The organism is Bradyrhizobium sp. HKCCYLS3077 (assembly GCF_051167555.1).
Taxonomy (GTDB): Bacteria; Pseudomonadota; Alphaproteobacteria; order Rhizobiales; family Xanthobacteraceae; genus Bradyrhizobium.
Genome location: NZ_JBNPTH010000005.1, coordinates 540,418 through 562,587 on the forward strand (window position 1 = coordinate 540,418; position 22,170 = coordinate 562,587).

Genomic DNA, 22,170 nt, shown 5'->3' on the forward strand with positions numbered 1-22,170 from the left:
ATTACGCTATAGTTTGAGAAACCGTTTGAAGCGCGCTTTCTAGAGCGCCTGGGAGTCGCTGGGCCACTATCGAAATGGCTCCTCGAAGCGTTTCACAGTGCTGCAAATAAGGATGTGGATCACCAGGGCTTCTGATTTCCATGTTGCCAACACAAGACCTACACCAGGGCCTAGCCCAACACTTACGGCACTCCGTGATTTGAGATTTGGTAATGACTTCATCGTTGGCTTCGATTGAAGTTTTGTATCGAGGGTTGTTTGTGAACATATTGCATTGATAGAGATCTCCGTCGCTTGCGATCGCAAGGTTTGTAACTCCTGCCGGACAGAAGTTGTCAGTTCCAGGAGCTCTGATCTGTCCTAGCGTCTCAATCAGCAAGCCATAAGGGACAATCCGACCATATTCGAGTTCGTCAAGCGAAAAGTTCAGTGCATCTAGCTGTAACCTGACGGCGTCACGCCAGCGTCCGTATTCATTAAATCCCAACTGATCGCCTGGTGCTGTAGAAACTACAACAACATCAATTTGGCCAGGATCGTACTCATTAAGGTATTTGAGAATATCAATGATTGATAAGCCGGATTCCAGGTGCCTATAGGTGTAAGTGCACTCTATATCGAAGGCGATACGACATTCTCTAATGCGTTGGAGGTTAAGTACGATATCGTCAAAGCTACCCTTCCCCTGCTTTGTTGGCCGCAGCTCGTTATGAACGAGTGATGGTCCATCTAAACTGACAACTAAATGGAACTGATAATTCTGAAAAAGCCTAAGGTGCTCATCAGAAAGTATTGTGAGATTGGTAATTGCGCTGATCGCAGGTCTTTCGTGCAAGACGCCCTTCTCATAGAGGGCTACCGCTTCTTCAGCTACGGCCTGCATCGCGGAGAGGTTGAGGAGGGGTTCGCCGCCAATGAATTGAACCAGCTTTATTATCGAGTGACATTCAGCTGCTTGGCGTAATTTTTCGACAGCGAGTGAAGGTGATATCCGGATAGCCGGGCCGCCGTAATCACCACCCGCTGCGTAGCAATATTTGCAACCTAGATTGCACGTTTGGGTGGAATTTATCGTTAGGCGGCTCAGCATATCCGCATCCTCAAGAAATTCGATGTCTTGATTGCAAAAAGCGGATCAGGCGCATCCATTCCCGCAGTTGCCGTCTGCGCGAAGCACTCCGCCAAGCAAACGTTCCACTTTCAAGGTATCATCTGGTGACATTTTTTCGGAGGCTTTTACTATCGCCTCGATCTTTGCTTTGGCGGCCTCTACTAAGCCCTTGCCGAGCTTATCGGCAGCATCAGCGGAAAGCCCATCGAAGTTTATGATTGTTTGGCCGGCCATCTTTTTTCTCTCCCTATAGTGCGAATTAACCCCTGACGTTTTACCGATGCGCGCTCGGAAACCTCTCACATAAGTTGCGCGTCAGTAATGATGCACCCAGACGAGGGATTGTCAATAGCTCGTGGTTGCAAAGTTGACGACCATCACCTGCTGTAGGGCGCGCAATCGATTGGACTACTCGTCGTACTGGCTAATCCTGGCCTTAACCGAAGTTCCGCGCGCGGGCGGGTGCCGCGCACCTGTTGCCGGCAGATCCGGCAGAGAGTTTGATATATGACTGATGAGACGACGTTCGGGGACTTGCTCTCCCCGGAAGAGGCAGCCTTTTTTGAATCGAGCGGGGAGAGTAGCATCGAAGTAGAGGCTGGCTCGGAGAGCACCGCGACAAGTATTAGCGACGCGCCGAACAGCGGCGACAATCCGGCGGAGGCAGCGCCCAAGCCGCAAGATAAGGCACCGCAGCATGTGCCGCTTGCGGCGCTGCAAGAAGAGCGCACCCGGCGGCGCGATCTCGACCGGCAGTTGCGCGAGGCGCGCGAGAAGCTCGCCAACTTTGAGGGCCGCTTCGCTGTGCTCGAACGCGCGAGTGGCAAGCCCGGTGAGCAGCCGCAGCAACAGGACGGTCCGCCCAACCCCGAAGATGACATCTTCGGCGCGGTGAAGGCGCTGCAGGCGCGTCTCGACGGGCAGGACGCGGCCGCGAAGGCGGAGCGGACAGCGGCCGATGAGCGTACCAAGTTCGTCCAGGATTATCGCTCCGACGCGGCGCAGTTCGAGCAGACCACCCCGGATTTCAAGGCGGCCTATGCGTTCTTGCTCAACTCCCGCGCCGCCGAGCTGCGGGCGATCGGCTACGAGGATCCGAAGGCGCTGCACGATGCTCTCACGGCGGACGAGTTCGCCATTGCGCAGATGGCGTTTCAGAAGGGCAAGAGCCCGTCCGAGATGCTGTACGCGCTGGCGACGCAGCGCGGTTACGTGAAGGCGGACGCCAAGAAGCCGGACACCGGCGCGGCGGAAAAACTCGACGCGATCGCGCGCGGGCAGGCCGCGAACAAGAGCCTCAACATTACCGGCGGCTCGACTGGCGACGCCGACATGACGGCTGAACGGCTGCTGTCGATGCCGATGGATGAGTTCGAGGCCTGGGTGGAGAAGCACCCGGCCAAGGCAAAGCGGCTGATGGGCGGCTGATCTGCCCGTCAGTGTGAATTAAGGGCCTCGCGCGAGCCTCGATCGCGCGTTCCGGCCGGTGCGCCGTCACAGCGCCAGCCCGCACCGAGGGCGGAATTTCGGTGATGCGCTCGACCGCAGCGTCACGCGGTCAACCCCCATCACCAAATTCCAATCTCGGAGACATCACGCATGTCCGTGACGCAGTATGCCGTCAACGATCCCCTCAGCAACAAGCTGTGGGCCAAGAAACTCAACGTCGAGGCGCTGAAGGAGACCTATTTCGGCCGGTTCATGGGCGAGGAGTCCTCGAACATGATCCAGGTCAAGACCGAACTTGACCAGAACGCCGGTGACAAAGTCACCATCGGCCTGCGGGTGCAGCTGTCCGGCGACGGCGTGACCGAAGGCCAGACCCTGCAGGGCAACGAAGAGAACCTGACCACCTACAACGATGCGCTCGTCATCAACGAGCTGGCGCATGCGACGCGGGCCAAGAACAAGCGCACGATCGATGCACAGCGCGTGCCGTTCAACCTGCGCAACGAGTGCAAGTCGGGGCTGCGGGACTGGTTCGGTGACCGCTTCGACACCTGCATGGCGAACCATCTGGCGAGCAATCACCTGCAGACCGACCCGCGCTATGCCGGCAACAATGCGGTGACGCCCGCAACCAAGATCGTGCGCCCGGCGGCTTATGCCGACGACGCCGCGGTCGGTGGCGACAACACGGCCAAGTTCAACCTGAACCTGATCGATGCCTGCGTGGAGCGGGCGGAGACGGCCTCGCCGCTGATCCGGCCCATCAAGGTCAACGGCGAGAAGAAATACCTGATGTTCATCCACAACTATCAGGCCACGGATCTCCGCACGAACACGGCGACCGGCCAGTGGCTGGACATCGAGAAGGCGGCGCTGGCCGGCGGCGCGGCGTCGAAATCGCCGATCTACACCGGCGCGCTCGGTGAGTACAACAACGTGATCCTGCACAAGTGGAGCCGGCTGCCGTTCGGCATCTCCAATGCCGGCGCCTATGTGCCGAACACGCGGCGCGCCGTGTTCTGCGGCGCTCAGGCCGGCGCGGTCGGCTTCGGCAAGGAGTTCGCCAAGGGTTCGCACTTCAAATGGGTAGAGGAACTCTTCGACTATGAGCGTGAACTTGGCGTGTCGGCACAGACCGTGTGGGGCATCAAGAAGTCGGTCTTCAACGGCCAGGACTTCGCGACCATCCCGGTGACCACCTTCGCGGTCGCGCACTGACGCACTCGAATTGTGACCCAAGGCGGCGGCCGATTGGCCGCCGTCGTCGTTTGCATGCCCTTCGAAAGGACCCCCTTCATGTCGACCGCACGCAAGAACGCGCTGCAGCTCGTGCACTATCTGCGCTTCAAGGTGAATTTCAACGATGCCGCCTCCGGCGCGGCCATCTCCAAGAACTGGCTGCCCAAGGGCGCCATCATCCTCCGCGCGACCGCAACGGTGACCAGCGCATTCAACGCTGCGACCACCAACACCCTGAGCGTCGGCACGGCCGGCGACAGCGCCACCAACATCGTGAACGCGCAGACCGTGGGCGCAGTCGGTCAGTTCGTGAGCGCTCCGACCGGTGCCGCGCTTGGCCCGCTCGCGGCCGACAAGCAGGTCCAGGTGACCTACACCCAAACCGGCGCCGCTGCGACGGCTGGCGCAGCTTACGTCGTCATCGAGTACGTGCCGGACAATGATCTGAACATCGGGCAGTGATGGACCCGCTGCTGTTCCTGACGCATTACGGCGCGGCGGTTGTCGACGATCGGCAGCCGCCCGCCGCTCCCGTGGCTCCTGCGCCCGTGGCGGTGGACGATGGCAAATTATCTAGACCTGCAAAACGCGATCGCAAGCGACCTGACGCGAAGCGATCTCGGAAGCCAGATCCAAGGCGCCATTCAGGACGCGGTCAAGCAGTATGAGCGGCAGCGCTTCTGGTTCAACACGACCCGGAGCCTGACGTTTCGGACAGTGCCGGGGCAGGGCACCTATACCGGCGCCGATCTCGCGCAAATCCCGGACATCATCCGGATTGACCGGCTGTTCCTGCGCTGGGGGACGAGCGTCTATCCGCTCGACTGGTACGAGCCGGATGAGTTCGAGTTCCTGACCGCGCTGAATGTCTCGAATGGCCGGCCCACGATCTACACCTATGCGGACCGGCAGATCATCATGTACCCGGAGCCGGTGCAGGCGTGGGTGATCCGGCCGCATATGCACTACCGGCTGCCGCCGCTGGTCAACTCGACCGACGCCAACGCCTGGACGAACGAGGCGGAAAATTTGATCCGGGCGCAGGCCAAGCTGATCCTCTACATGAACGTGCTGGAGGATGCAGACGGCGCGGCGCGGATGCAGGCGCAAATACCCGGCCTCAAAGCTGGTCTCGACTATGAGACCTCGGCGCGCTCGGCGACCGGCCGCATTCGCGGGACGGAGTTCTAATGCCCCTCATCCCCTTCGGCGAGTACCGGCCTGATGTCTCGGACTATCAGGCCACGACCGGGCGCGGCGTGCTCAACGTGGTGCCGCGCAATGACGGCTACGGGCCGTTCCCGTCGCTGGCGGCGCTGTCGCAGGCGCTCGGCGAGCAGTGCCGCGGCGGCTTCGCTGCCTATCGGGTCGACGGCTCGGTGGTGGTGTTCGCGGCGACCGCAACGGACCTCTACCAGCTCAATAACACGACGTTCGGGTGGTCGAGGATCTCCAAGGCCGGCGCATCATACCCGGCGATCTCGGCCGGGGACCTCTGGCAGTTCCGGCAGTTCAACAATCTGGTGATCGCGGTCCAGGCGAACACGGTGCCGCAGGTGTTCGACATCACGACGTCGTCGGCGTTCGCCGATCTCGCCGGCAACCCGCCGCAGGCACGCTACATCGACGTGGTCGGGCGCTTCGTGGTGCTGACCGGACTGCTGTCCAATCCGAACCGGGTGCAGTGGTCGGGCCTCAACGACGTCAACGGGCCGACGTCATGGACTCCTGGGCTCAACTCCAGCGACTGGCAGGACCTGCCGGACGGCGGCTTCTGCCGCGGCATTGCCGGCGGCGAAAGCGGCCTGATCATGCAGGACACGATCATCCGGCGCATGACCTATCTGCCGGGTGACCCCCGCGTGTTTCAGATCGAGAAGATTGCGGAGAAGCTCGGCATCTACGGCCCTTACAGCCTCGTGCGCTCGGGCTCGACCGTGTTTTTCTACTCGCTGAAGGGCTTTCAGCGGGTCGACCCCGGCGGTGTGCCGGCGCAGATCGGGCGTGAGCGCGTAGACCGGACGTTCTTCGCCGATCTCTATGCCGCCAACCCGCAGCTGTTCCAGGGCGTGGCCGATCCGCGCTCGTCGCGCATCCTGTGGTTCTACAAGTCGGTGAACGGCCAGACCAACCAGTTCGACAAGGTGCTCTGCTACGATGCCGTGCTCGACAAGTTCACTCCGCTGCGTGTCTCCGGAGAAGTGGTGTTCGAAATGTCGCAGCCGGGTGTGACGCTCGAAGCGCTCGACGGCCTGGTGGGCACGAACCTCGACGCCATCACGCAATCGCTCGACGGCTTCCAGGCGGCGATCGTCCCGGAGCTCGCCGCGTTCGACGGAGCCCATACCCTGAGCTTTTTCCGCGGGCCGATGCTGGAAGCGAGCCTTGAGACGGCGGAGCAGGGCACGGACGGGCGGCGCATCAGGATGAAGCGCGGCTTCCGGCCGGTGTCGGATGCAACGTCCGTCTACGGCTCGGCGTCGCGGCGCGAGAACCTGCAGCAGGCGGCAACGGTCGGCGCCGAAAGCTTTCTCAATCCCGTCACCGGGATCTGCAACATGCTCTTGGATACCCGTTACAGCCGCTTCAAGTGCCGCGTGCCCGCCGGCACGACATGGACCTTCATGAGCGGCGTCGAGCCGCTCGGGCTCGCGCCAGTGGGGACGAGATGAGCGGTTACAGCGTCTCGACCCAGGAAAAGGACCCGTCCAAATTCGCGCTCGCGATCCAGAGCCTCTACAACGGCCGATCGAACGCGACGGGAACGGTCACGTTCGCGGTGGGCGCGACCACCACTACAGTCAACCCGCCGAACTGTGCCGCGCAATCCGCGGTGTTCTTGTTCCCTCGGACCGCGAATGCTGCGGCGGCGCTCGCTAGCACCTTCATCAGCGTGGTCGGAAAGCAGTCGTTCACGATCGCGCACGCGAACAATTCTCAGACGGATCGAACCTTCTTCTATGTCTGTCTCGGCTGATCTCGTCTGCGTTCCGCCGCAGCGGGCGCGCGAAGTCTGGCCGCATGTCGCAGCGCGGCTGCGCGCGGCCTATCTGCGGACCGATCTCGGCCACACGGCCGACCTCGAGCGCGATGTGCTCGAAGGCGACGGGCTTTTGTGGCTCGCGACGTCAGGCGACGGCATCGACGCCGCCGCGGTGACGCTGCTGGTCCACACGGATCGGCATCTCGTCTGTCAGATCACGGCCTGCGGCGGCGCCAACATGGATCGCTGGCTCGATCTGCTGCCGGCCATCGAAGCATGGGCGAGGGCAGAAGGCGCGGCCAAGGTCCGCATCTACGGCCGCAAGGGATGGGTGCGCGCCTTGCGAAACTATCACGTCTCCAACGTCGTTCTCGAAAGGCCTCTATGACATGGGCGGGACCAGTAAGACCACGCAAACGCAGACCTCGCAGCTGTCGCCCTACGAACCGGCCGCGGGGACGCTCAACGGCATCCTCGGCAATCTCTCGACGATTGCCGGCGGCGTCGGCACCACGCCGAACACGGCGCAGACCTCGGCGATCAATCAACTGTCGGCGAACGGCGCGGCCGGCAGCCCGTTTACCTCGGCGCTGACGTCAGGCGCGCTCGGGCTTCTGAACGGCGGCGGAGCGACCAAGAATGATGCGGCCATCACCTCCAACCTCAACGACTACAAGGGGCTGTTGACCTCGACCGCGAACGGCTCGGAGATTGGCGCGAATTCTGCGCTCAAACCTCAGCTCGACCAGATCACGCGCGACGTGACCGATCAGGTCAACGGTGCGTGGGCGGCGGCGGGACGCGATGGTTCGCCCGGCAATGCGCAGGCGCTCGGCCGAGGCATTGCGGCGGGCGTCGCTCCGGTGATTGCGGCTCAGTACAACACGGACAAGACCAATCAGCTGAACGCGGCCAGCTCGCTCTACAATGCAGGCAACACCACCTACGGCATCCTGAACGGCAACAACGCGACCGCCAATGGCAATATTGCTGCTGGTACCAACGTCGCGGGTGCTGCGCTCAACAATCAAAATTGGGGCGCCAACACGACGCTTGCCGCGGAAGCGCAGCGCTCGGGGATTCCGCTCGACCAATACAAGACTCTGCTCGGCATGGTCTCGCCTGTCGCTGCGACCTTCGGCACGCAGAACGGGACTGCAACGGGCACCTCGGAAATGAGCGGGCTGCAGCAGATGGCGATGCTCGGGCAGGGCCTGGGCTCGTGGAGCAGCCTGTTGTTTGGAGCTTGATGAGATGGCTGGAATTCTCGACTTCCTGACCGGCAGCAATGCTGCGGCCTCGCCCTGGGGGGCGCTGTATCCGTCGCCATTGCTTGTATCTGATCCACAACGGCAGGCCGCGGAAGCCGCAGCCTCGTACGGCGCGATGGGGCTCGATCCTTCCAGCGTGCTGCCAATCGATCCGTTCGGCGATCCGCGCAAGCTCTCAGTTGCCGACCCGGCTGCAAAGAAGGCTTCGGGCTTCGGCGCGGGCGTCATGCCATTCAGCTTCGCCGGACCCGGCTCGATGAACGTGCAGCCGTCGCAGATCGCGGGACCGGCGGCACCTGGCGCGCCTACTCCTGCAGTTCCGCAGACTCCTGCGCCCGCCGCTCCTGCTGCGGCCTCCGCATCCGGTGCGCCGCGGCCGCTGGCTCCGCCGATGAACATCGCACCCGCGGGCGATGGGGCGGCAAGCCCGGCGCCCGCAGCCTCGGCCGCGCCACTCTCGCTCGGCGGCGCGGGGCTGCTCGATCGGCTCGGCGCTGCGAGTGCGAGCATGCAGAACAGCCACGGGCTCATTCCGAAACTGTTCAACGGCGTCTCGGCGCTTGCGAGCGGCGAGCGCACGGATGCGGTGGGTCAAGCGGCGAATGCGACGTCAAAGGCGCTGCTCGCGAAGGGCGCTTCGCCTGCCGACGTCCAGGCCGCCATGCGCAATCCAGGCCTGATGCAGGCGCTGGTCAATCAGTTCTACGGCCGCGACAAGTTCAAGGTGGTCTCAACCAGTGAGGACGGCAGCGGCCGCAAGGCGTACGGCGTGTTCAACGAGGTCGATGGGACCATCAAGCCGCTCGCGGGTCCCGCATCTGGAGAGGATAGCGCGACCGTGACCGGCCCCGATGGCAAGCCGATCGCGATCCCGCCCGGCGTTGACCGCAAAGAGTTCGTCAAGCGGATCACGGAAGCCTCGGCGGATGCAGCGACCGGCAAGAAGACGGAGGCGCAGGCCAAGGCCGGCTCGTTCGCGGCGCGCATGGAGCAGGCTGAGAGCGCGATGGGCGGCCTGCAGAGCGAAGGCCTGAGCTTGTGGGGCAAGGGTCTGGATGCGCTGCCCGGCGGCGTCGGCAATCTCGCGCAGTCGCCGCAGTACCAGAAATACAATCAGGCGAAGTCGGCGTTCATCACGGCGCTGCTGCGTCAGGAGTCCGGCGCCGCGATCGGGAAAGCCGAGTTCGACCGTTACGATAAGGAGCTGTTCCCACAGCCGGGCGACGGCCCCGACGTGGTGAAGCAGAAAGCCCAGATGCGGACGGCGGCCATCGAGCAGATGCGCGGCGCCGCCGGGCCCGGCTATCGCGCCGCCGCGCCGCAGCCTACTGCGCCGTCGTCCGCGAGCGGGACCGTCTCGATTGGCGGGGCCTCGATCCCCTGGAGTGTGAAGTAGATGCCGGAATTGACCATCGGAGACCGCACGGTGACGGTCGGCGACGAGTTTCTGAAGCTCTCGCCCGATCAGCAGAACGCGGCTGTGCAGCAGATCGCGGGCCAACTCGGGATCGGCGCCGCGCCGCCGGCGCCTGTCGCGACCAACAACCTCGTGCGCTCGGCCGCGACTGGTGTTCCGATCATCGGCGGGGCGCTGAACAAGCTCGACGCCGCGACCAACGCCACGCTCGCGCCGCTTCTCAATCGCTTCTTCGCGCCTGAGGATCGGCTGCAGGAGCCGACGTTCTCCGAACGCTATGCCCATTCGCTGCGTGACCAGCAGGGCATGGACGAGCGTTTCGCGAAGGACCATCCTGTGATCGACACGGCCGCCAACGTCGCCGGCAACGTGGCGTCGATGACGGCGCCGATGTCGGCCGCGCCGAAGGCGTTTGGCCTGGCCGGGTCTCTCCCTCAGATGGTGAGGAATGGTGCGATCTCCGGCGGCGCGCTGGCTGCGGCCGATGCTGCGGTCCGTGGTGAAAGCCCGATTGAAGCGGCCGGCATGGGCGCGGCGATCGGCGGGGTTGCTGGGCCGGTAGGTAGGGGCGTGGGCAAGGTGGCGGCTGCGATTGCTGACCGCGTGAGACCGGCCGCGCCGGTGGCGCAGAACATCGCTCGGGTCGGTGATGTCGAAATTCCGCTGTCACAGTCTCAGGTGACGCAAAACCCGGCGCTCTCCGCGGAAGAGCAGATCATCTTGCGCGGCGGTCGCGGCGAACCGGCGCAGGAGCGGGCGCAGGGCTTCAAGGATCTCCAGGACGCGCGCGTGAGCGCGGCGCGCGACAACATCGCGGCCGGGTTCAATCCGAACGGCGCTGGTGCCTCGCCGCAGGATGCGGCGGAGCGCATTGCCGCCGAATTGATCGCGAAAGAGCAGGCGCAGCAGGCCGCAGACGTGGCCAATGTCGCTCAGGTCGGGCGCGAAGGGCGGTCGCTGGCCCGCTCGCTCGATGCCGGCGGCCAGATGCGCGCGCCGTCTGCCTTTGACGCGGGCGAAACGCTGTCCGATCGGATCGCGGCGGCGCGCGAGGCGGCAAAGGCGGACTACCGGGGCAAATATGCCAAGGTGGACGAACAGCCGGGCGAGTTTGCTCCCGGCTCGGCGGCCGGCTTCCGCAACGACGTTGAGGCCGGGCTTGCGAACGCGGATCGACCCGTATCGCAGCTCGACGAGACCAATCACAGCCTTTCGCTCAAAGCGCTCGATGTAATTGACCGGCGGCTAAACGCTGTCGGTCCCGGTCGACCAGGCGCTGTGGCTGATCTCGGCGCCGAGCACGCGCAGAACGTGGCGGACGTTCGGGCCAAGTACGGCGATCAGGTCGCGGCGGCCTATGACCGCCAGAAGGCGGCGGCCACAACGCCAAAGTCGCAAAGCCTGCTGGAATTCATCGCGTCAAAGGGCGGCTTGGGGCCTGATGCGGAATTGGAGGCGATCGGCGCGCACAATCACGTCGTGAACGTAGATGGAGCCGGGCGTCGCAAGCTGGTCCGGCAGGGCGGCTGGCCGCTCGATTATGCACGCGAGGCAGCGGAGGAAGCCGGATACCTGCGGGGCGATCACAACGCCACCTCGACGCAGCGCGATTTCCTCGACGCGATTGATACAGAAATGCGCGGGCAAAAGCGGTACCCGGAGGGTTTCGAGGGGCACGCGACCAAGCGTGAGCGGGCAGCGCGATCGGAGCGCGAGCAGCACGATTACGAGCAGCACATTCGAGGCTTGGAGGAGGATCTTGCGGCGGCCGGCCACAGCGAGCTCAATCCGGACGTTCGCCGTCGCGCGGTTGAGTTAATGTCGCGCGAGGGTGTGGACGCCGATACGGCGGTCGAACATGCCTTCGCTCAATTGGAGCAAGAGGACGCGGCCGGGCTCGGCGGCTTTCCTGGCGATCGGGCCGCGCCGCCGGCAGCGGCTCCGAAAACTGCGCAGCGGCCGGGCGCAGGCTTCACGATGCGCGACGTTGAGCAGGTGCGCAAGGAGCTGGTGACGCTCTACGGCGACGCGCGCCGAAAGATGATGGCGGGCGGCTCGGGCGCGGACGTGCACGCGCTTGAGCACATCATGGACCAATTCGGCGCTCGCGTTGAGCGCATGGTGCAGGAGGGCAAGTTCTCGGGCGACGGGCCGGCGGTGCTCGAGATGCAGCGCGAAGCGCGAGCGGCCTTCGCCGACTACAAGGCGAAGTTCTCCAGGCGTGGCTCGGGCGATGCCGTCGGTGCGGCCGTTGAAAAGATCCTCGGCAAGTTCTCCGACACGGCCGCAACGCCCGATGCGGTTGTCAGGCTCGCTTTTGGCGATTTGAGCCGGCCCGGCGGGCAAATGCCGGTCCAGATCGCACAGCGCATCATCTCGATTTTCGGCCGCAACTCGCCGGAGTTCACGACCTACAAGCAGGGGCTGTTCGCGCATCTGATGGAAGGCGCTCCGGAGAAGGCGGCGGCGCGCATCGATGAATTTCTGAAGGGCACAAAGGGCAAGCTCCTGGCTCAGACCGTGTTCGACGGGCAGGAGCGCGCGGCGCTGGCGCAGCATGCGCAGCGGCTGCGCTCGACGCTGCCGCGTCCGAATGATCCGGGCGTCGCGGCAGCCGCGATCCGCCGCTACACCGGCGCCGACGGCGCGCCGCCGGCCTCGCCGCAGAAGATCATCAACGATTTGATGGGGGCCAATGGCAAGGGGACCGGCGCCAACGCGCCGCTGATCGCGCAAGGGCTGAAAAAGCAGCTCTCGCCGGAGAGCTGGAACAGACTTCGGCAACTGGCCTTCCGCGAGTTGACGGACGCGGGCGAGGGGAAAATTCCGTTCGAAGCGCAGGCGCTGTCTCAGCGGCTGCACGAATTCTTGAACGAGAGCGGCGGCCAGCTCGCGCAGGTTCTTTACTCGCCGCAGGAACTGGATCTGATGCGCAAGCTCGCTGCGGTCTACAAGCAGATGATCCCGGTGAAGGGGACCTCCAACCCCTCGGGCACCGCGCCGATGCTGGCGAAGATGGCCGGCGGGTTGCGTCAAACGCTGTTGCCGCTACTCGGGCTGACGCATGGCGGCTTGCCGGGCGCTGCGGTGGCCTTCGCAGCGGACAAGGCTGTGACTGCCGCAGGCAACCTCAACGCCGCACACAACGCCACGCGTCTGTTCTACGGGCCTCAAGCAGGGCGGCCGGTGAGTGAAAGGCTGATGCTCGCTTCAGGCCTGCGCAGTCAGGCAGCCATTCAGCAATCCAACGAGGACCGGCGCCGCTCGAAATAGACCACGGCAACGTAAACAGCAACGGCGAGGGCAATTCCGCTCAAACCGCCGAAGCGAGCAACCATCGCGTGAACGCCGAACCTCACGACAGCCATCGAGGCTGTGAAAAGCACGATGCAAAGCCAAATGATCGGCCGCATATGCGCCGCCTCCTGGGGAACTGAATGAACGGAGACGAGATCTATCACGGGCTGCTTGACCGCGGCTACAGCCCGGCGCGTGCGGCGGCGCTCACTGGAAACATTCTCCAGGAGTCTGGCGGCGATCCGACGCGGCTCAATCGCAAGGAAGGCGCACAAGGTCTGCTGCAATGGAGGCTCGACCGCCTGCAAGGCCTGCGTGATTACGCGGCGTCGCGCGGCGCCTCCGCCAATGATCCGAATGTCCAGCTCGATTACATCGGTATCGAGATGGGCGGCAAGGAGAAGCGCAGCTCCGCCGGCTTCCAGGCGGCCGGCGACGTTGCATCGGCCAACGCCGCGCTCAGGCCCTACATCCGCTATGGCGATGACAGTCAGGGGCGGCGGCTCGCCTATGCGCAGGGCTTCCTGAACGACGGATCAAGGGCCGTGCCGCTGTCGATGGCGGGGCCGGCGCAGGGGGTAAACGGGGCGGTTAAAGACGGCCTTAACCGCCCTGTCCAACAACCGGCGCCCGATGCGGCTGCATCGCCGGCGGCGCCACCAGCGAAGGCGCAGGCCACGCCGATGTTCGACATGGCCGCTCTCGCAGCCGTCCCGCAACTTCGCAACATTCTCCCGCCGCGGCCGAATTACTTTGGCCTGGAAACGGCGCCGTTCTCCCTGAAAGGCTGAGCTTATGACGTTCTTCAAATGGTCGCAGATCGCGGGCAACAACGGCAATGCCGACACGACCTGTCCGTTTCCGGAAGGTATGGCGCCATCGGCTGTCAACGACGGCGTGCGCGGCGCGATGGCGGCGCTGGCGAAGTATCGCGACGACGTCGCGGGCGCGATCGTTACCGCTGGCACCGCGACGGCTTACACGCTGGCGAGCTATCAGGCCTTTGACACGCTGGTCCATCTCGATCGGCAGGTGATCGCGTTCTCGCCACATGTCACCAACGGCAGCGGCCCAGTGACCCTCAACGTCGATGGATTGGGCGCCAAGCCGCTGCGTTCGGCGCCCGCGGCCGAGCTGCAGGCGGGCGTGCTGATCCAGGGCACGCCTTACACGGCGCTCTACAGCGCTGCGGATGGCGTGTTCTATCTCGAAGGTTTCTTCGGCAATCCCTACTGCATTCCGCTCGGCGGTGGCATCGATTATTGGGCGCCGACCGCGCCGAACAGCTCGTTTGCGTTTCCCTACGGCCAGGCCATCAGCCGGGCCGCCTATGCTGCGCTGTTTGCGTTGATCGGCACGACTTACGGCACAGGCGATGGCACGACGACCTTCAATCTTCCGGACAAGCGCGGGCGGGTCTCTGCCTGCCCCGACAATATGGGCGGCACCACGGCGAACCGGTTGGTTACGGGCGGCATGGCGAGCATCCGGCACACCCTCGGCGCGGCTGGCGGCGAGGATGCGCATGCGCTCACGGTCAACGAGATGCCGAGCCACTATCACGGCGCCGGTATCTACGATCCCGGCCATGGCCACAGCACCGATGCGTTCAAATTCTCCAACAGTGCCGCGACGGTGTCGCAGCAGACCTTCAGGTCTGGTACAACCCCTCGACAGCGACGGTCAACGCCAACACGACCGGCGTTCGCGTGAACAGCTCGAACGGCCTCGACACGACCGCCAGCGCGGGCGGCAACGCCGCGCACAACGTCGTGCAGCCGACCATTCTCTGCAACTACATCATGCGGGTCGTCTAAGCCGCCAATTTGTATCGTACGAAACAACGACAGCAGCCGCCCGTTCCGGGGCGGCTTTTTGCATTGGGGGCAGGGCATTGGCAGATGGGAATTTCGAGCGCTGCCTGCGGCGCGTGCTCGGCAGCGAGGGGCGCTACTCCAATCATCCGGCGGACCCTGGCGGGGCCACCATGTGGGGCATCACCTTCCGGGATTACAGCGCCTGGCGCCGCCTGAAGGGCCAGCCGCCGCGCGACGTCAGGCTGATCACGCTCGACGAGCGCAATGAGATCTACCGCAAGAAATATTGGAATGGCGCGCGCTGCGACGAGCTGCCGGATGGTATCGACTATTGCGTGTTCGATGGCGCGGTTAACTCGGGCGTGGCTCAGTCGGTGAAGTGGCTACGACGTGCGCTCGGCGTCAAGGATGACGGGGACATCGGCGACCATACCCTGCTGGCTGCCCATGACGCGGACCCGCACGAGGTAGTTGCCTCGATCTGCCGCCAGCGGCGGGCCTTCATGCGCAAGCTGAAGACGTTCCCGACCTTCGGCAATGGCTGGATCAAGCGCGTCGATCTCGTCGAGCAGGTCGCTTCCGCCATGGCGATTCCGTCACTGCAGGATGACCACATTCCGCACCACGCCGCACCAACCGGCTGCGCAAAGGCGCGGACGGAGGACGTCGCCCCGCCGCCGGTGACCCCGGCGACGGCGACGGCAACAACGGCGACGGTCTCCGCGGGCGCGGCGACGGTGCAGACCATTCAGGAACAGCTCGCGCCATTCTCCGAAACCCTCTCGGTCATGAAGTACGTGCTTCTGGCCTGCGCGGTGATCGGGGTTGGCTTCACGCTCTATTCGCTGTGGACGAACGCCAAGCTCAAGGAGGCGATTTAGTGCTCTCACAACTGTTCTGGACGGTCGCGACGTCCGATCTCGCCTTGGCCTTCGACGGCCTGGTGCTCCTGCTATCGGCCGGCGTCGGCTTCGTTCCGCTCGGTCGGTACCTGCCGGTCATCGGCGCTTATGTTCCGGCTGCGCGCCTGCTTGCCGTGCTGGTCGGCCTGGGCGTGGCCTTCGTCTGCGGGCACCGCGTGGCCGGTGAGCGGGAAATGCTGAACAGCCTGCGCGCAACGCTCGCCATCAAGCAACGCGACCTCGACATCGCGGCCAAAGCGGCGGCCGACGCCAATAAGCGAGCGGCCCAACTTCAGGAAGACTTCAATGCGCAACATCAAGACGACACGGGTTACATCGCCTCACTGCCGGCGCGGCCTGCTTGCGAGTTCACTGATGCTGACGTGCGCAATGCTCTCGGGCTGCGCCTCGTCCAAGGCCGAGGCTCCGGCCGTGCCGTCACCCGCCCGTGATCTGCCGATGGTGCCTCAAAAGCTCGTCGAGGCCCCGCCGCCACCGGCCCTGGATACGCAGTGCCGGTTTCCCTGGTACGGCGTCAAAGGATGCAGGGGCAAAGACACCCGGGCGATGCTGCGCCTCACGGTCAGCGATGACCTCCAGATCCGCAATCAGCTCGGCCAGACCGCCGGTTGGTACGAGGGCGTTCGCGCCAGCTACGCAAACTTCAAGCCGAAAGGGCTTTAGCCATGTCCGACACGCTGGAAATCCGCGCGATTGTCGCCGCGGTGCTGGCCGAGCAGCAGGGCCAGTCAAAGGCGCTCGCGGAGGAGGCGGCCGCCGCCGTCCTCCGCGCGTTCGGGCTCGATGATGAGGATCACAGGGAGTTGCGGGCAGATTTCCAGCACCTACGGCGCTGGCGTAAGAGCGTCGAGCAGGCGCAGAGCCTGACGTTTAAGGCTGTCATCGGCACGCTTGCAACGGGATTTATTGCCGTCGTGTGGATGGGCGTGAAAGGCGTTTCTCGGGAAATAATCGCTGTTGTTAGGTTTTTGCCTGCTTATCGTCTTTGCGGTGCAAGATCGTTCGCCAAGTGCGCTTGGCTGTATGGATTAAATATAGGTCTGCGAGCTGTTTAGCAGAACGCAAATTTACAAGCGGCGTTTCGTCTGGATCGCCAATCGTGCGTAGGGCTTTGAAAAGACGGTCTCGATGCTGCTGGTCGGGCATAAAAGGAGCGAAGCCCTGGTGAAGTCGTTCCTCGAAGTCTTCCGCTTTACCATTCCAGTTTCCGTAGCGTTGAAGTGCTCCGGCTAAGCTTCTAACAAACTCATGCCGTGCCAAATCATCAAACCGATAAAACGTATCGGATTTGGAGATCATTGCGAGCCCATGGAAGTACGGTGCAAAGATCGGCTCGGCATCCACTTCTGACAGGGGTGCGAAAGCCATCATACAGTGCATGGCGTTGTCGATGTGACTATCTGAGAGCGCGACGGCGCGACCATCCCCCCAAAAGCTCTCCCCCGAACGAATGTCAATCGGACGGTGACGTTCGAGGTCGCGTACTTCCTTAAACATCCTTTGTTCGAAGCCCGCCCGCTGAAACCAAAAATAGCCTGCGCTTCCAATGTTGAGGCACGCGACGGTCAGCTTTGCAAGGGTGGTAAGCCGACCAAATAGGGCTGCTAGCGGCATGTTGTCATGGAGTGTAATCTGAAGTGTCAGCTCGTCCTTCTTGCCGATCCAAAGAAGTTGGACAGGCTCAATGTGCTCATTCCATTTTGCTAGGACTTTTGCTCGAAGAGAATGTGATGGTGTGTAGACGGCCGATTTCGCTCTCCATTTTTGTTTCGCCGAAGACATCGGAGCTGCGGGGCGTGCGAGTTCGGCTTCCAACAGCTGTTGGGCTTCCATGTCCAATTTCGCGATTTCGTTCCTGGCCCAATTTGCCCACGCCCTCGCATCTCCGTTTAGGGTCTCGTACTGCGCGCGAAAGGGTGCGGAGAGTAGGATACTTGATCGATCCGGGTCCGCCATTGAATCAATAAACCATTCCGTGAGCTCGTCGGGCTCTAGGGTAGGTGCTCCAATTGTTCGCTCAGTCTCCAAACGAGCACGAGCTAGATCTAGGATCTTCTCGGCATCTTCGTGAGTTACCCGTTCTCTAGGAGGAAGATCGGTTAGATCGGTGGCCGGATCCACGTAAAGCGTTGCGAGACGCACGGCATGGACGCGCTCGGCAAAATCTTTCGCAGCCTGGAAATCTTTCGGATCGATCGTTAGCATCGGCGACCAAACAGCCCACTGCAACTTTCGACGATGATTTTCTAAGGAGCGATCGATCCAGGCTCCGTCAGCGTCTGGGGGCTGTACAGCTCGCGCTGTGATCATGCTCGCTTTTCCAATTTCTTCCAATGCAAGCAAGCTTAGATGATAGACGATATGAGGCCACCCCGGCGTTAGGCGCTCCGAAGCTGTGATAAAGGATTCGGCCTGTTCCAGACAAAGGCGCCGCGTAAGTAGAACTTTCTCGTCCAAGGTCGCCCCCTGGGCCACATTTGCTCAAAAGCGCCGGTAGACCCCTCTCTTCAGAACTACTCACCGAAACGTTTACGCTGGCGAACCGAACGCCTCGGGTGTTGGGGGCTAGACCTGCATGAACCGACGATATTTTACATCGATTTCGTCTCTTCTAAAAGACGAGTACCATAGCGGCACTTGCGGGCGGAAGCCAACGGGTATCTATGATCACGAGTTTCACAGCACGGGGTGGTTAGCGCGAGTCGATGTGAGGTCTCAGGAGGTCAACGGTTTCCACCAATCCGTCAGCTTCCCCTTTTGATGCCGCTTGGTTTTGTGCCGGCCGGGCGATCAGGCTAATTTCCACGGCTTGAAGCACTTTCAGGATGGTGCTGAATTTCGGCTTTGCTTCGCCACCAAACGACAAATAGAGATTTTCGCGCGACAGGCCGACCTTCTCCGCGACTTCGCCGACCCTTAGCGCGAGCGGCGACACCGATCGCCATCGCGATGAGAGAGGGATCGCCGGATTCCAGAGCTTTAGTGATGTAGGCGGCAATCGTTTCCGGGTATCGAGATACTCGGCCGCGTCGTGTTGCTTGATTTTGGTCATCGCTCAGTCCTACAAGTTAGCGGCCAATTTCGCGGCCTTTGCGGCTGGCAGGGCATACGGATGATCCGATGTCGGCCGAGCAAGCCGATTCTGTAGTGAGCAATCAGAGAGAGTCGACGTAGGGCCGCAACAGGTTGACGGTTTCGAGCAAACCGTCGGCCTCCATTTCCAAAAACAGTGTTTCGGCGGTTTTCTCAGGCCGCTTGAACCTCTCCCGCATCTGGCGAATTGCCGCGACAGCTCGTCCGGGATCGAGCGCAATCGTATCCGCTATGAATTCATCGGCTGATTTTGCTTCGACGTTCAGAGCGGAGAGGATTTTTGAAGGAAAGTCCTTCAGATTCTCCGTGACGATCATGGACGCTTGGGTTTTGACCGCTGCGGCCAAGACGTGCGCATCGTCCTGGTCGGGCAATTCGACGGCGAGCGGCAACAAATGATCGTAGTCATCGACCATCGCGTCTTCGAAGGCGGCTTCCATGAACGCACGGGCTCTAGCCGCACGGTCGCTGGCATCCAGAAGTCTGCGCTTCTCATGGATTTCCTTCAGCGCTCTTTGGGTCTCGTCGAGTACTTCGGCAGACCAGCGGAGGCGGAAAAATTCCGCCTCTGCCAGGGATAGCAGCAGGTTTCGCTTGAGCACGCTGACGAGCGTGCAGGCGTCTACAAAGGCGGTGAAGCGATTGGCGAACAAGGGCCTACAGTAGCTCCCCGTCCAGCTCGGCAAGGTCCGAGAGGGCTTTACTTCGCTTCTCGTCCCGAGATTTTTTGTATGCGAACAGGTCCTCAGCCTTGATTCGCCGGTGACGTCCCACGGTGTCGTACGGTATCTGCCCCTTATCGAGCAGGGAGATAAGGAACGGTCGCGAGACGTTCAGAATGTCGGCTGCTTGCTGCGTGGTCAGCATCTCGTGAACGGGCACAAGCGTGACCGCATCGCCTTTCCCAATGTGTCGGAGTAGCTCCATAAGGAGCGCCGACAGGGCGGGGCCCAAGGTGATTTCCTTTGTCTGCTTTTGCTCGTCGAGAACGCGCAAGGTCGTATCCCCCGCGGCATGAGCGGCGAGGATCGTACGCAGTTGATTTGCTGATGCCTTTTCGGTCTCGGACGGTAAACGGCCGCCGAGTTCCTCAGCATAGGCTGGGACGGTCATATGGCTCCCCTCTGGAAAGGCATAGATAGGCGATATTCGAAGCATTCGCAATATATGAAACATTCGAAGCCATTAATGTTCCGTTGGAGGGTCGCGTTTCGGTGTGTAGTGAGGTGGTTTGGGTTTCCATTCGAACCGAAAACTTCAATCAGATCAATGGTCCGGAGATAACCCGGTTTCCTCGAATATTGATGTAATTCAACGGCTTACCCGCGCCTGGGGGACTAGGGGTCGTGGGTTCGAATCCCGCCGCTCCGACCATTTCTCGAGATCGCTGCGATGTGAGAGCAGCCGGTCCTGCACCTCGGCCAAGCCTTCTGGCCGTGGCGGATCGATTAGAACTCCTGAAGCAGAATCAGACCGACGTGTTTTGGGGTCAAAAAACCCAGTGCGCCTTGCGCCGCGAGCGCGGTTGCGCCGCACAAGGGCGGCTTTTCAACCCGCAAACCCCCGCCTAAACTCCAAGCTCTGGCCGACGGCCGCTTGCCAGCGCCGGAGACCTTTTTCATTTCTAAATCCTGCCGAGCTCGCTCATGGACGCCGCAATTGCCGACACTTCCTTCGGGCATTTCGAGAACGCCGAGCAGATCGCGTTCTGGAACGGTGCGGGCGGGGCGCGCTGGGTGGCGCGGCGGGCGGAGCTCGATGCGATGCTCCTGCCGGTGCAGGAGGCGCTGCTGGAGCGCGCCGCGATCCAGCCGGGCGAGCGGGTGCTCGACATCGGCTGCGGCTGCGGGGCGACCCTGATCGCGGCGGCCGAGAAGGTCGGCCCCACCGGCAGCGTGCTCGGCCTCGATGTCTCCGCTTCCATGCTCACATCGGCCCACGAGCTCGCGCCGGCCGAGGCGCCGGTCAGCTTCGTGCAGGGCGATGCCATGGTGCATCACTTCAAGGCCGCGAGCGCCGACCTCGTGATTTCACGGCTCGGCGTGATGTACTTCGCCAACCCCGTGCGCGCCGTGCTGAACATCCGCAACGCGCTGCGTTCCGAGGGCCGTGTCGCATTCGCCTGCTGGGGGGAGCTGCGCGACAATCCGTGGGCGCTTGAGCCGCTGCAGGCGGCCTATGATTACGTCGCCAAGCTGCCGGGATTGCGGCCGCATGCGCCGGACGATTTTGCTTTCGGCGCCGCCGAATGGGTCGAGAGGGTGATGACCGAGGCTGGCCTGCGACGGGTCCGGCTGGAACGCTGCGATGTCAGCCTCGATCTCGCGGCAGGCAGCGGCCTCGACGGCGCGGTGCAGACCGCGTTGGCGCTTGGCCCCAGCTCTCGCGCGGTGGCCGGGCAGCGGTCCGAAGCCGTCGAGGCGGCCACGGCTGCCGTGCGCAAGGCGCTTGCGCGCTACGCCAAGGGACCGAGCGTCATGGTCCCCGCCTCATTCTGGATCGTGACGGCGGTCGATCCGTAGACGCGCGCGCCGCGGCCGTCGCCTTTCCGCAAAGCCGCAAGATCGGTCGAGCGTATCCGGCGTGGGCGCTGTTAGCTGGTGCCGCCACGGAGCAAGGAACGATGACGGCGGCGCTGCGAAACTTCCACGCCCGGATGCAACGGGTGCTGGATCACATCGACCGGCATCTGGACGATGATCTCGATCTGGACACGCTGAGCAGCCTCGCCGCTTATTCCAAGTATCATTTTCACCGGCAGTTCACGGCCACGTTCGGCCTGTCCGTGCATCGCTATGTCCAGCTCGCCCGCATGAAGCGCGCGAGCTATCAGCTGGTCTACAGCGATGCCGACAGCGTGACGGATGTCGCGCTGGATGCGGGCTACGATGCCCCGGACGCCTTTGCCCGCGCCTTTCGGCAGCGGTTCGGGCAATCGCCGTCGTCGTTCCGGAAGTCTCCCGATTGGGAGCCGTGGCTTGCGGCCTTCGGGCCTCTCGACGAAGCGAGGAGCAAGCTGATGACGACGACCTTTTCTCCTGATGACGTGACGATTCGCGACGTGCCGACCACGCCGGTGGCGATCGTGGAACACCGTGGCGACCCCGCGACACTCGGCGCGAGCATCCAGAGGTTCATCGCGTGGCGCAAGGCGGCCGGCCTGCATCCAAAGACCCATCCGACCTTCACGGTCTGGCGCTCCGAGCGGCGTCCGGCGTCGCCCGCCGACTACAGCGTGGACCTTTGCGTCGGCACCGACCGGCCGATCATGGCCCATGGCTTCGACATCAAGGCCGGCGAAATTCCCGGCGGGCGCTGCGCCGTGCTACGCGTCATCGGCAACACCCATAATCTCGAGCCGGCCGCTCTCTACCTCTACCGCGACTGGCTTCCAGCCAGCGGCGAGGAGACGCGAGATTTTCCGATCTACTGCCAAAGGTTGAATCTGTTTCCCGAGGTTGCCGAGCACGAGACCGTGGCTGACCTATTCCTGCCGCTGAAGTGAGACCCCGAGGCACGATGTGACCCGTCGCAGAAGGCCACCACCCGGCGGGCATCCCATTCCGAGTG

24 protein-coding genes are annotated in these 22,170 nt (G+C 62.9%); 18 read left to right on the forward strand and 6 right to left on the reverse strand.

Annotation, left to right across the window (positions count from 1 at the left end; translation table 11 throughout):
• Window position 1 precedes the first annotated feature (1 nt).
• The gene (locus tag ACQR0Z_RS22955) at window positions 2-1,090 is read right to left on the reverse strand and encodes a radical SAM protein (protein ID WP_434920141.1); all 1,089 of its coding nucleotides are present in this window, start codon (window positions 1,088-1,090) and stop codon (window positions 2-4) included.
• Window positions 1,091-1,135: 45 nt separating this feature from the next.
• A complete protein-coding gene (locus ACQR0Z_RS22960; RefSeq protein WP_434920142.1) occupies window positions 1,136-1,345 on the reverse strand; it encodes a hypothetical protein in 210 nt (69 codons plus the stop codon).
• A 273-nt stretch (window positions 1,346-1,618) separates the two neighbouring features.
• Between ACQR0Z_RS22960 and ACQR0Z_RS22965 the strand changes: the two genes are divergently transcribed.
• From ACQR0Z_RS22965 to ACQR0Z_RS23040, 16 genes are all read left to right on the forward strand, one after another.
• Window positions 1,619-2,539, forward strand: coding sequence for a hypothetical protein (locus ACQR0Z_RS22965; protein ID WP_434920143.1), 921 nt, complete (start codon window positions 1,619-1,621; stop codon window positions 2,537-2,539).
• Between the two features lie 171 nt (window positions 2,540-2,710).
• Entirely contained in the window at window positions 2,711-3,778 is a 1,068-nt protein-coding gene (locus ACQR0Z_RS22970) for a N4-gp56 family major capsid protein (RefSeq protein ID WP_434920144.1), read from the forward strand.
• Window positions 3,779-3,856: 78 nt separating this feature from the next.
• Entirely contained in the window at window positions 3,857-4,261 is a 405-nt protein-coding gene (locus ACQR0Z_RS22975) for a hypothetical protein (RefSeq protein WP_434920145.1), read from the forward strand.
• A gap of 99 nt (window positions 4,262-4,360) precedes the next feature.
• Window positions 4,361-4,990: a hypothetical protein gene (locus ACQR0Z_RS22980; RefSeq protein ID WP_434920146.1), complete on the forward strand. Its 630-nt coding sequence runs from the start codon at window positions 4,361-4,363 to the stop codon at window positions 4,988-4,990.
• Window positions 4,990-6,471: a hypothetical protein gene (locus tag ACQR0Z_RS22985; protein WP_434920147.1), complete on the forward strand. Its 1,482-nt coding sequence runs from the start codon at window positions 4,990-4,992 to the stop codon at window positions 6,469-6,471. Before ACQR0Z_RS22980 ends, ACQR0Z_RS22985 begins: the two co-directional genes overlap by 1 nt.
• Window positions 6,468-6,776 carry a hypothetical protein gene (locus ACQR0Z_RS22990; RefSeq protein ID WP_434920148.1) on the forward strand — a complete coding sequence of 103 codons (309 nt, stop codon included), beginning with the start codon at window positions 6,468-6,470 and terminating at the stop codon, window positions 6,774-6,776. Before ACQR0Z_RS22985 ends, ACQR0Z_RS22990 begins: the two co-directional genes overlap by 4 nt.
• A complete protein-coding gene (locus ACQR0Z_RS22995) occupies window positions 6,760-7,170 on the forward strand; it encodes a hypothetical protein (RefSeq protein ID WP_434920149.1) in 411 nt (136 codons plus the stop codon). The genes ACQR0Z_RS22990 and ACQR0Z_RS22995 overlap by 17 nt, the downstream gene beginning before the upstream one ends.
• A 1-nt stretch (window position 7,171) precedes the next feature.
• A complete protein-coding gene (locus tag ACQR0Z_RS23000) occupies window positions 7,172-8,032 on the forward strand; it encodes a tail fiber domain-containing protein (protein ID WP_434920150.1) in 861 nt (286 codons plus the stop codon).
• Between the two features lie 4 nt (window positions 8,033-8,036).
• Complete coding sequence (locus ACQR0Z_RS23005; protein WP_434920151.1) at window positions 8,037-9,449, forward strand: hypothetical protein; 1,413 nt, start codon at window positions 8,037-8,039, stop codon at window positions 9,447-9,449.
• On the forward strand, window positions 9,450-12,743 hold the full coding sequence (locus tag ACQR0Z_RS23010) for a hypothetical protein (RefSeq protein WP_434920152.1): 3,294 nt from the start codon (window positions 9,450-9,452) through the stop codon (window positions 12,741-12,743).
• A gap of 164 nt (window positions 12,744-12,907) precedes the next feature.
• On the forward strand, window positions 12,908-13,558 hold the full coding sequence (locus ACQR0Z_RS23015; RefSeq protein WP_434920153.1) for a phage tail tip lysozyme: 651 nt from the start codon (window positions 12,908-12,910) through the stop codon (window positions 13,556-13,558).
• Between the two features lie 4 nt (window positions 13,559-13,562).
• Window positions 13,563-14,480 carry a tail fiber protein gene (locus tag ACQR0Z_RS23020; RefSeq protein ID WP_434920154.1) on the forward strand — a complete coding sequence of 306 codons (918 nt, stop codon included), beginning with the start codon at window positions 13,563-13,565 and terminating at the stop codon, window positions 14,478-14,480.
• Between the two features lie 217 nt (window positions 14,481-14,697).
• Window positions 14,698-15,465, forward strand: coding sequence for a glycoside hydrolase family 108 protein (locus ACQR0Z_RS23025; protein WP_434920155.1), 768 nt, complete (start codon window positions 14,698-14,700; stop codon window positions 15,463-15,465).
• Entirely contained in the window at window positions 15,465-15,938 is a 474-nt protein-coding gene (locus ACQR0Z_RS23030) for a hypothetical protein (RefSeq protein WP_434920156.1), read from the forward strand. The genes ACQR0Z_RS23025 and ACQR0Z_RS23030 overlap by 1 nt, the downstream gene beginning before the upstream one ends.
• 7 nt (window positions 15,939-15,945) lie before the next feature.
• Entirely contained in the window at window positions 15,946-16,170 is a 225-nt protein-coding gene (locus tag ACQR0Z_RS23035) for a hypothetical protein (RefSeq protein WP_434920157.1), read from the forward strand.
• Between the two features lie 2 nt (window positions 16,171-16,172).
• Window positions 16,173-16,562, forward strand: coding sequence for a hypothetical protein (locus ACQR0Z_RS23040; RefSeq protein WP_434920158.1), 390 nt, complete (start codon window positions 16,173-16,175; stop codon window positions 16,560-16,562).
• Here the strand turns inward: ACQR0Z_RS23040 and ACQR0Z_RS23045 are convergent.
• The 4 genes from ACQR0Z_RS23045 to ACQR0Z_RS23060 form a co-directional block, all read right to left on the reverse strand.
• Window positions 16,468-17,964, reverse strand: a complete 1,497-nt coding sequence (locus tag ACQR0Z_RS23045; protein WP_434920159.1) for an AbiV family abortive infection protein — start codon at window positions 17,962-17,964, stop codon at window positions 16,468-16,470. The genes ACQR0Z_RS23040 and ACQR0Z_RS23045 overlap by 95 nt on opposite strands.
• Window positions 17,965-18,199: 235 nt before the next feature.
• Window positions 18,200-18,559: a DNA-binding protein gene (locus ACQR0Z_RS23050; protein WP_434920160.1), complete on the reverse strand. Its 360-nt coding sequence runs from the start codon at window positions 18,557-18,559 to the stop codon at window positions 18,200-18,202.
• Between the two features lie 103 nt (window positions 18,560-18,662).
• Window positions 18,663-19,253 carry a PIN domain-containing protein gene (locus ACQR0Z_RS23055; protein ID WP_434920161.1) on the reverse strand — a complete coding sequence of 197 codons (591 nt, stop codon included), beginning with the start codon at window positions 19,251-19,253 and terminating at the stop codon, window positions 18,663-18,665.
• A gap of 4 nt (window positions 19,254-19,257) precedes the next feature.
• The gene (locus tag ACQR0Z_RS23060; RefSeq protein WP_315729054.1) at window positions 19,258-19,713 is read right to left on the reverse strand and encodes a helix-turn-helix domain-containing protein; all 456 of its coding nucleotides are present in this window, start codon (window positions 19,711-19,713) and stop codon (window positions 19,258-19,260) included.
• A 533-nt stretch (window positions 19,714-20,246) separates the two neighbouring features.
• On the opposite strand from ACQR0Z_RS23060, the gene ACQR0Z_RS23065 reads away from it, so the two are divergent.
• Together ACQR0Z_RS23065 and ACQR0Z_RS23070 are read left to right on the forward strand one after the other, a co-directional pair.
• Window positions 20,247-21,122 (forward strand): class I SAM-dependent methyltransferase, encoded by an 876-nt coding sequence (locus ACQR0Z_RS23065; RefSeq protein ID WP_434878647.1) that lies wholly within the window; start codon window positions 20,247-20,249, stop codon window positions 21,120-21,122.
• A gap of 101 nt (window positions 21,123-21,223) precedes the next feature.
• The gene (locus ACQR0Z_RS23070; protein WP_434878648.1) at window positions 21,224-22,105 is read left to right on the forward strand and encodes an AraC family transcriptional regulator; all 882 of its coding nucleotides are present in this window, start codon (window positions 21,224-21,226) and stop codon (window positions 22,103-22,105) included.
• Window positions 22,106-22,170 lie beyond the last annotated feature (65 nt).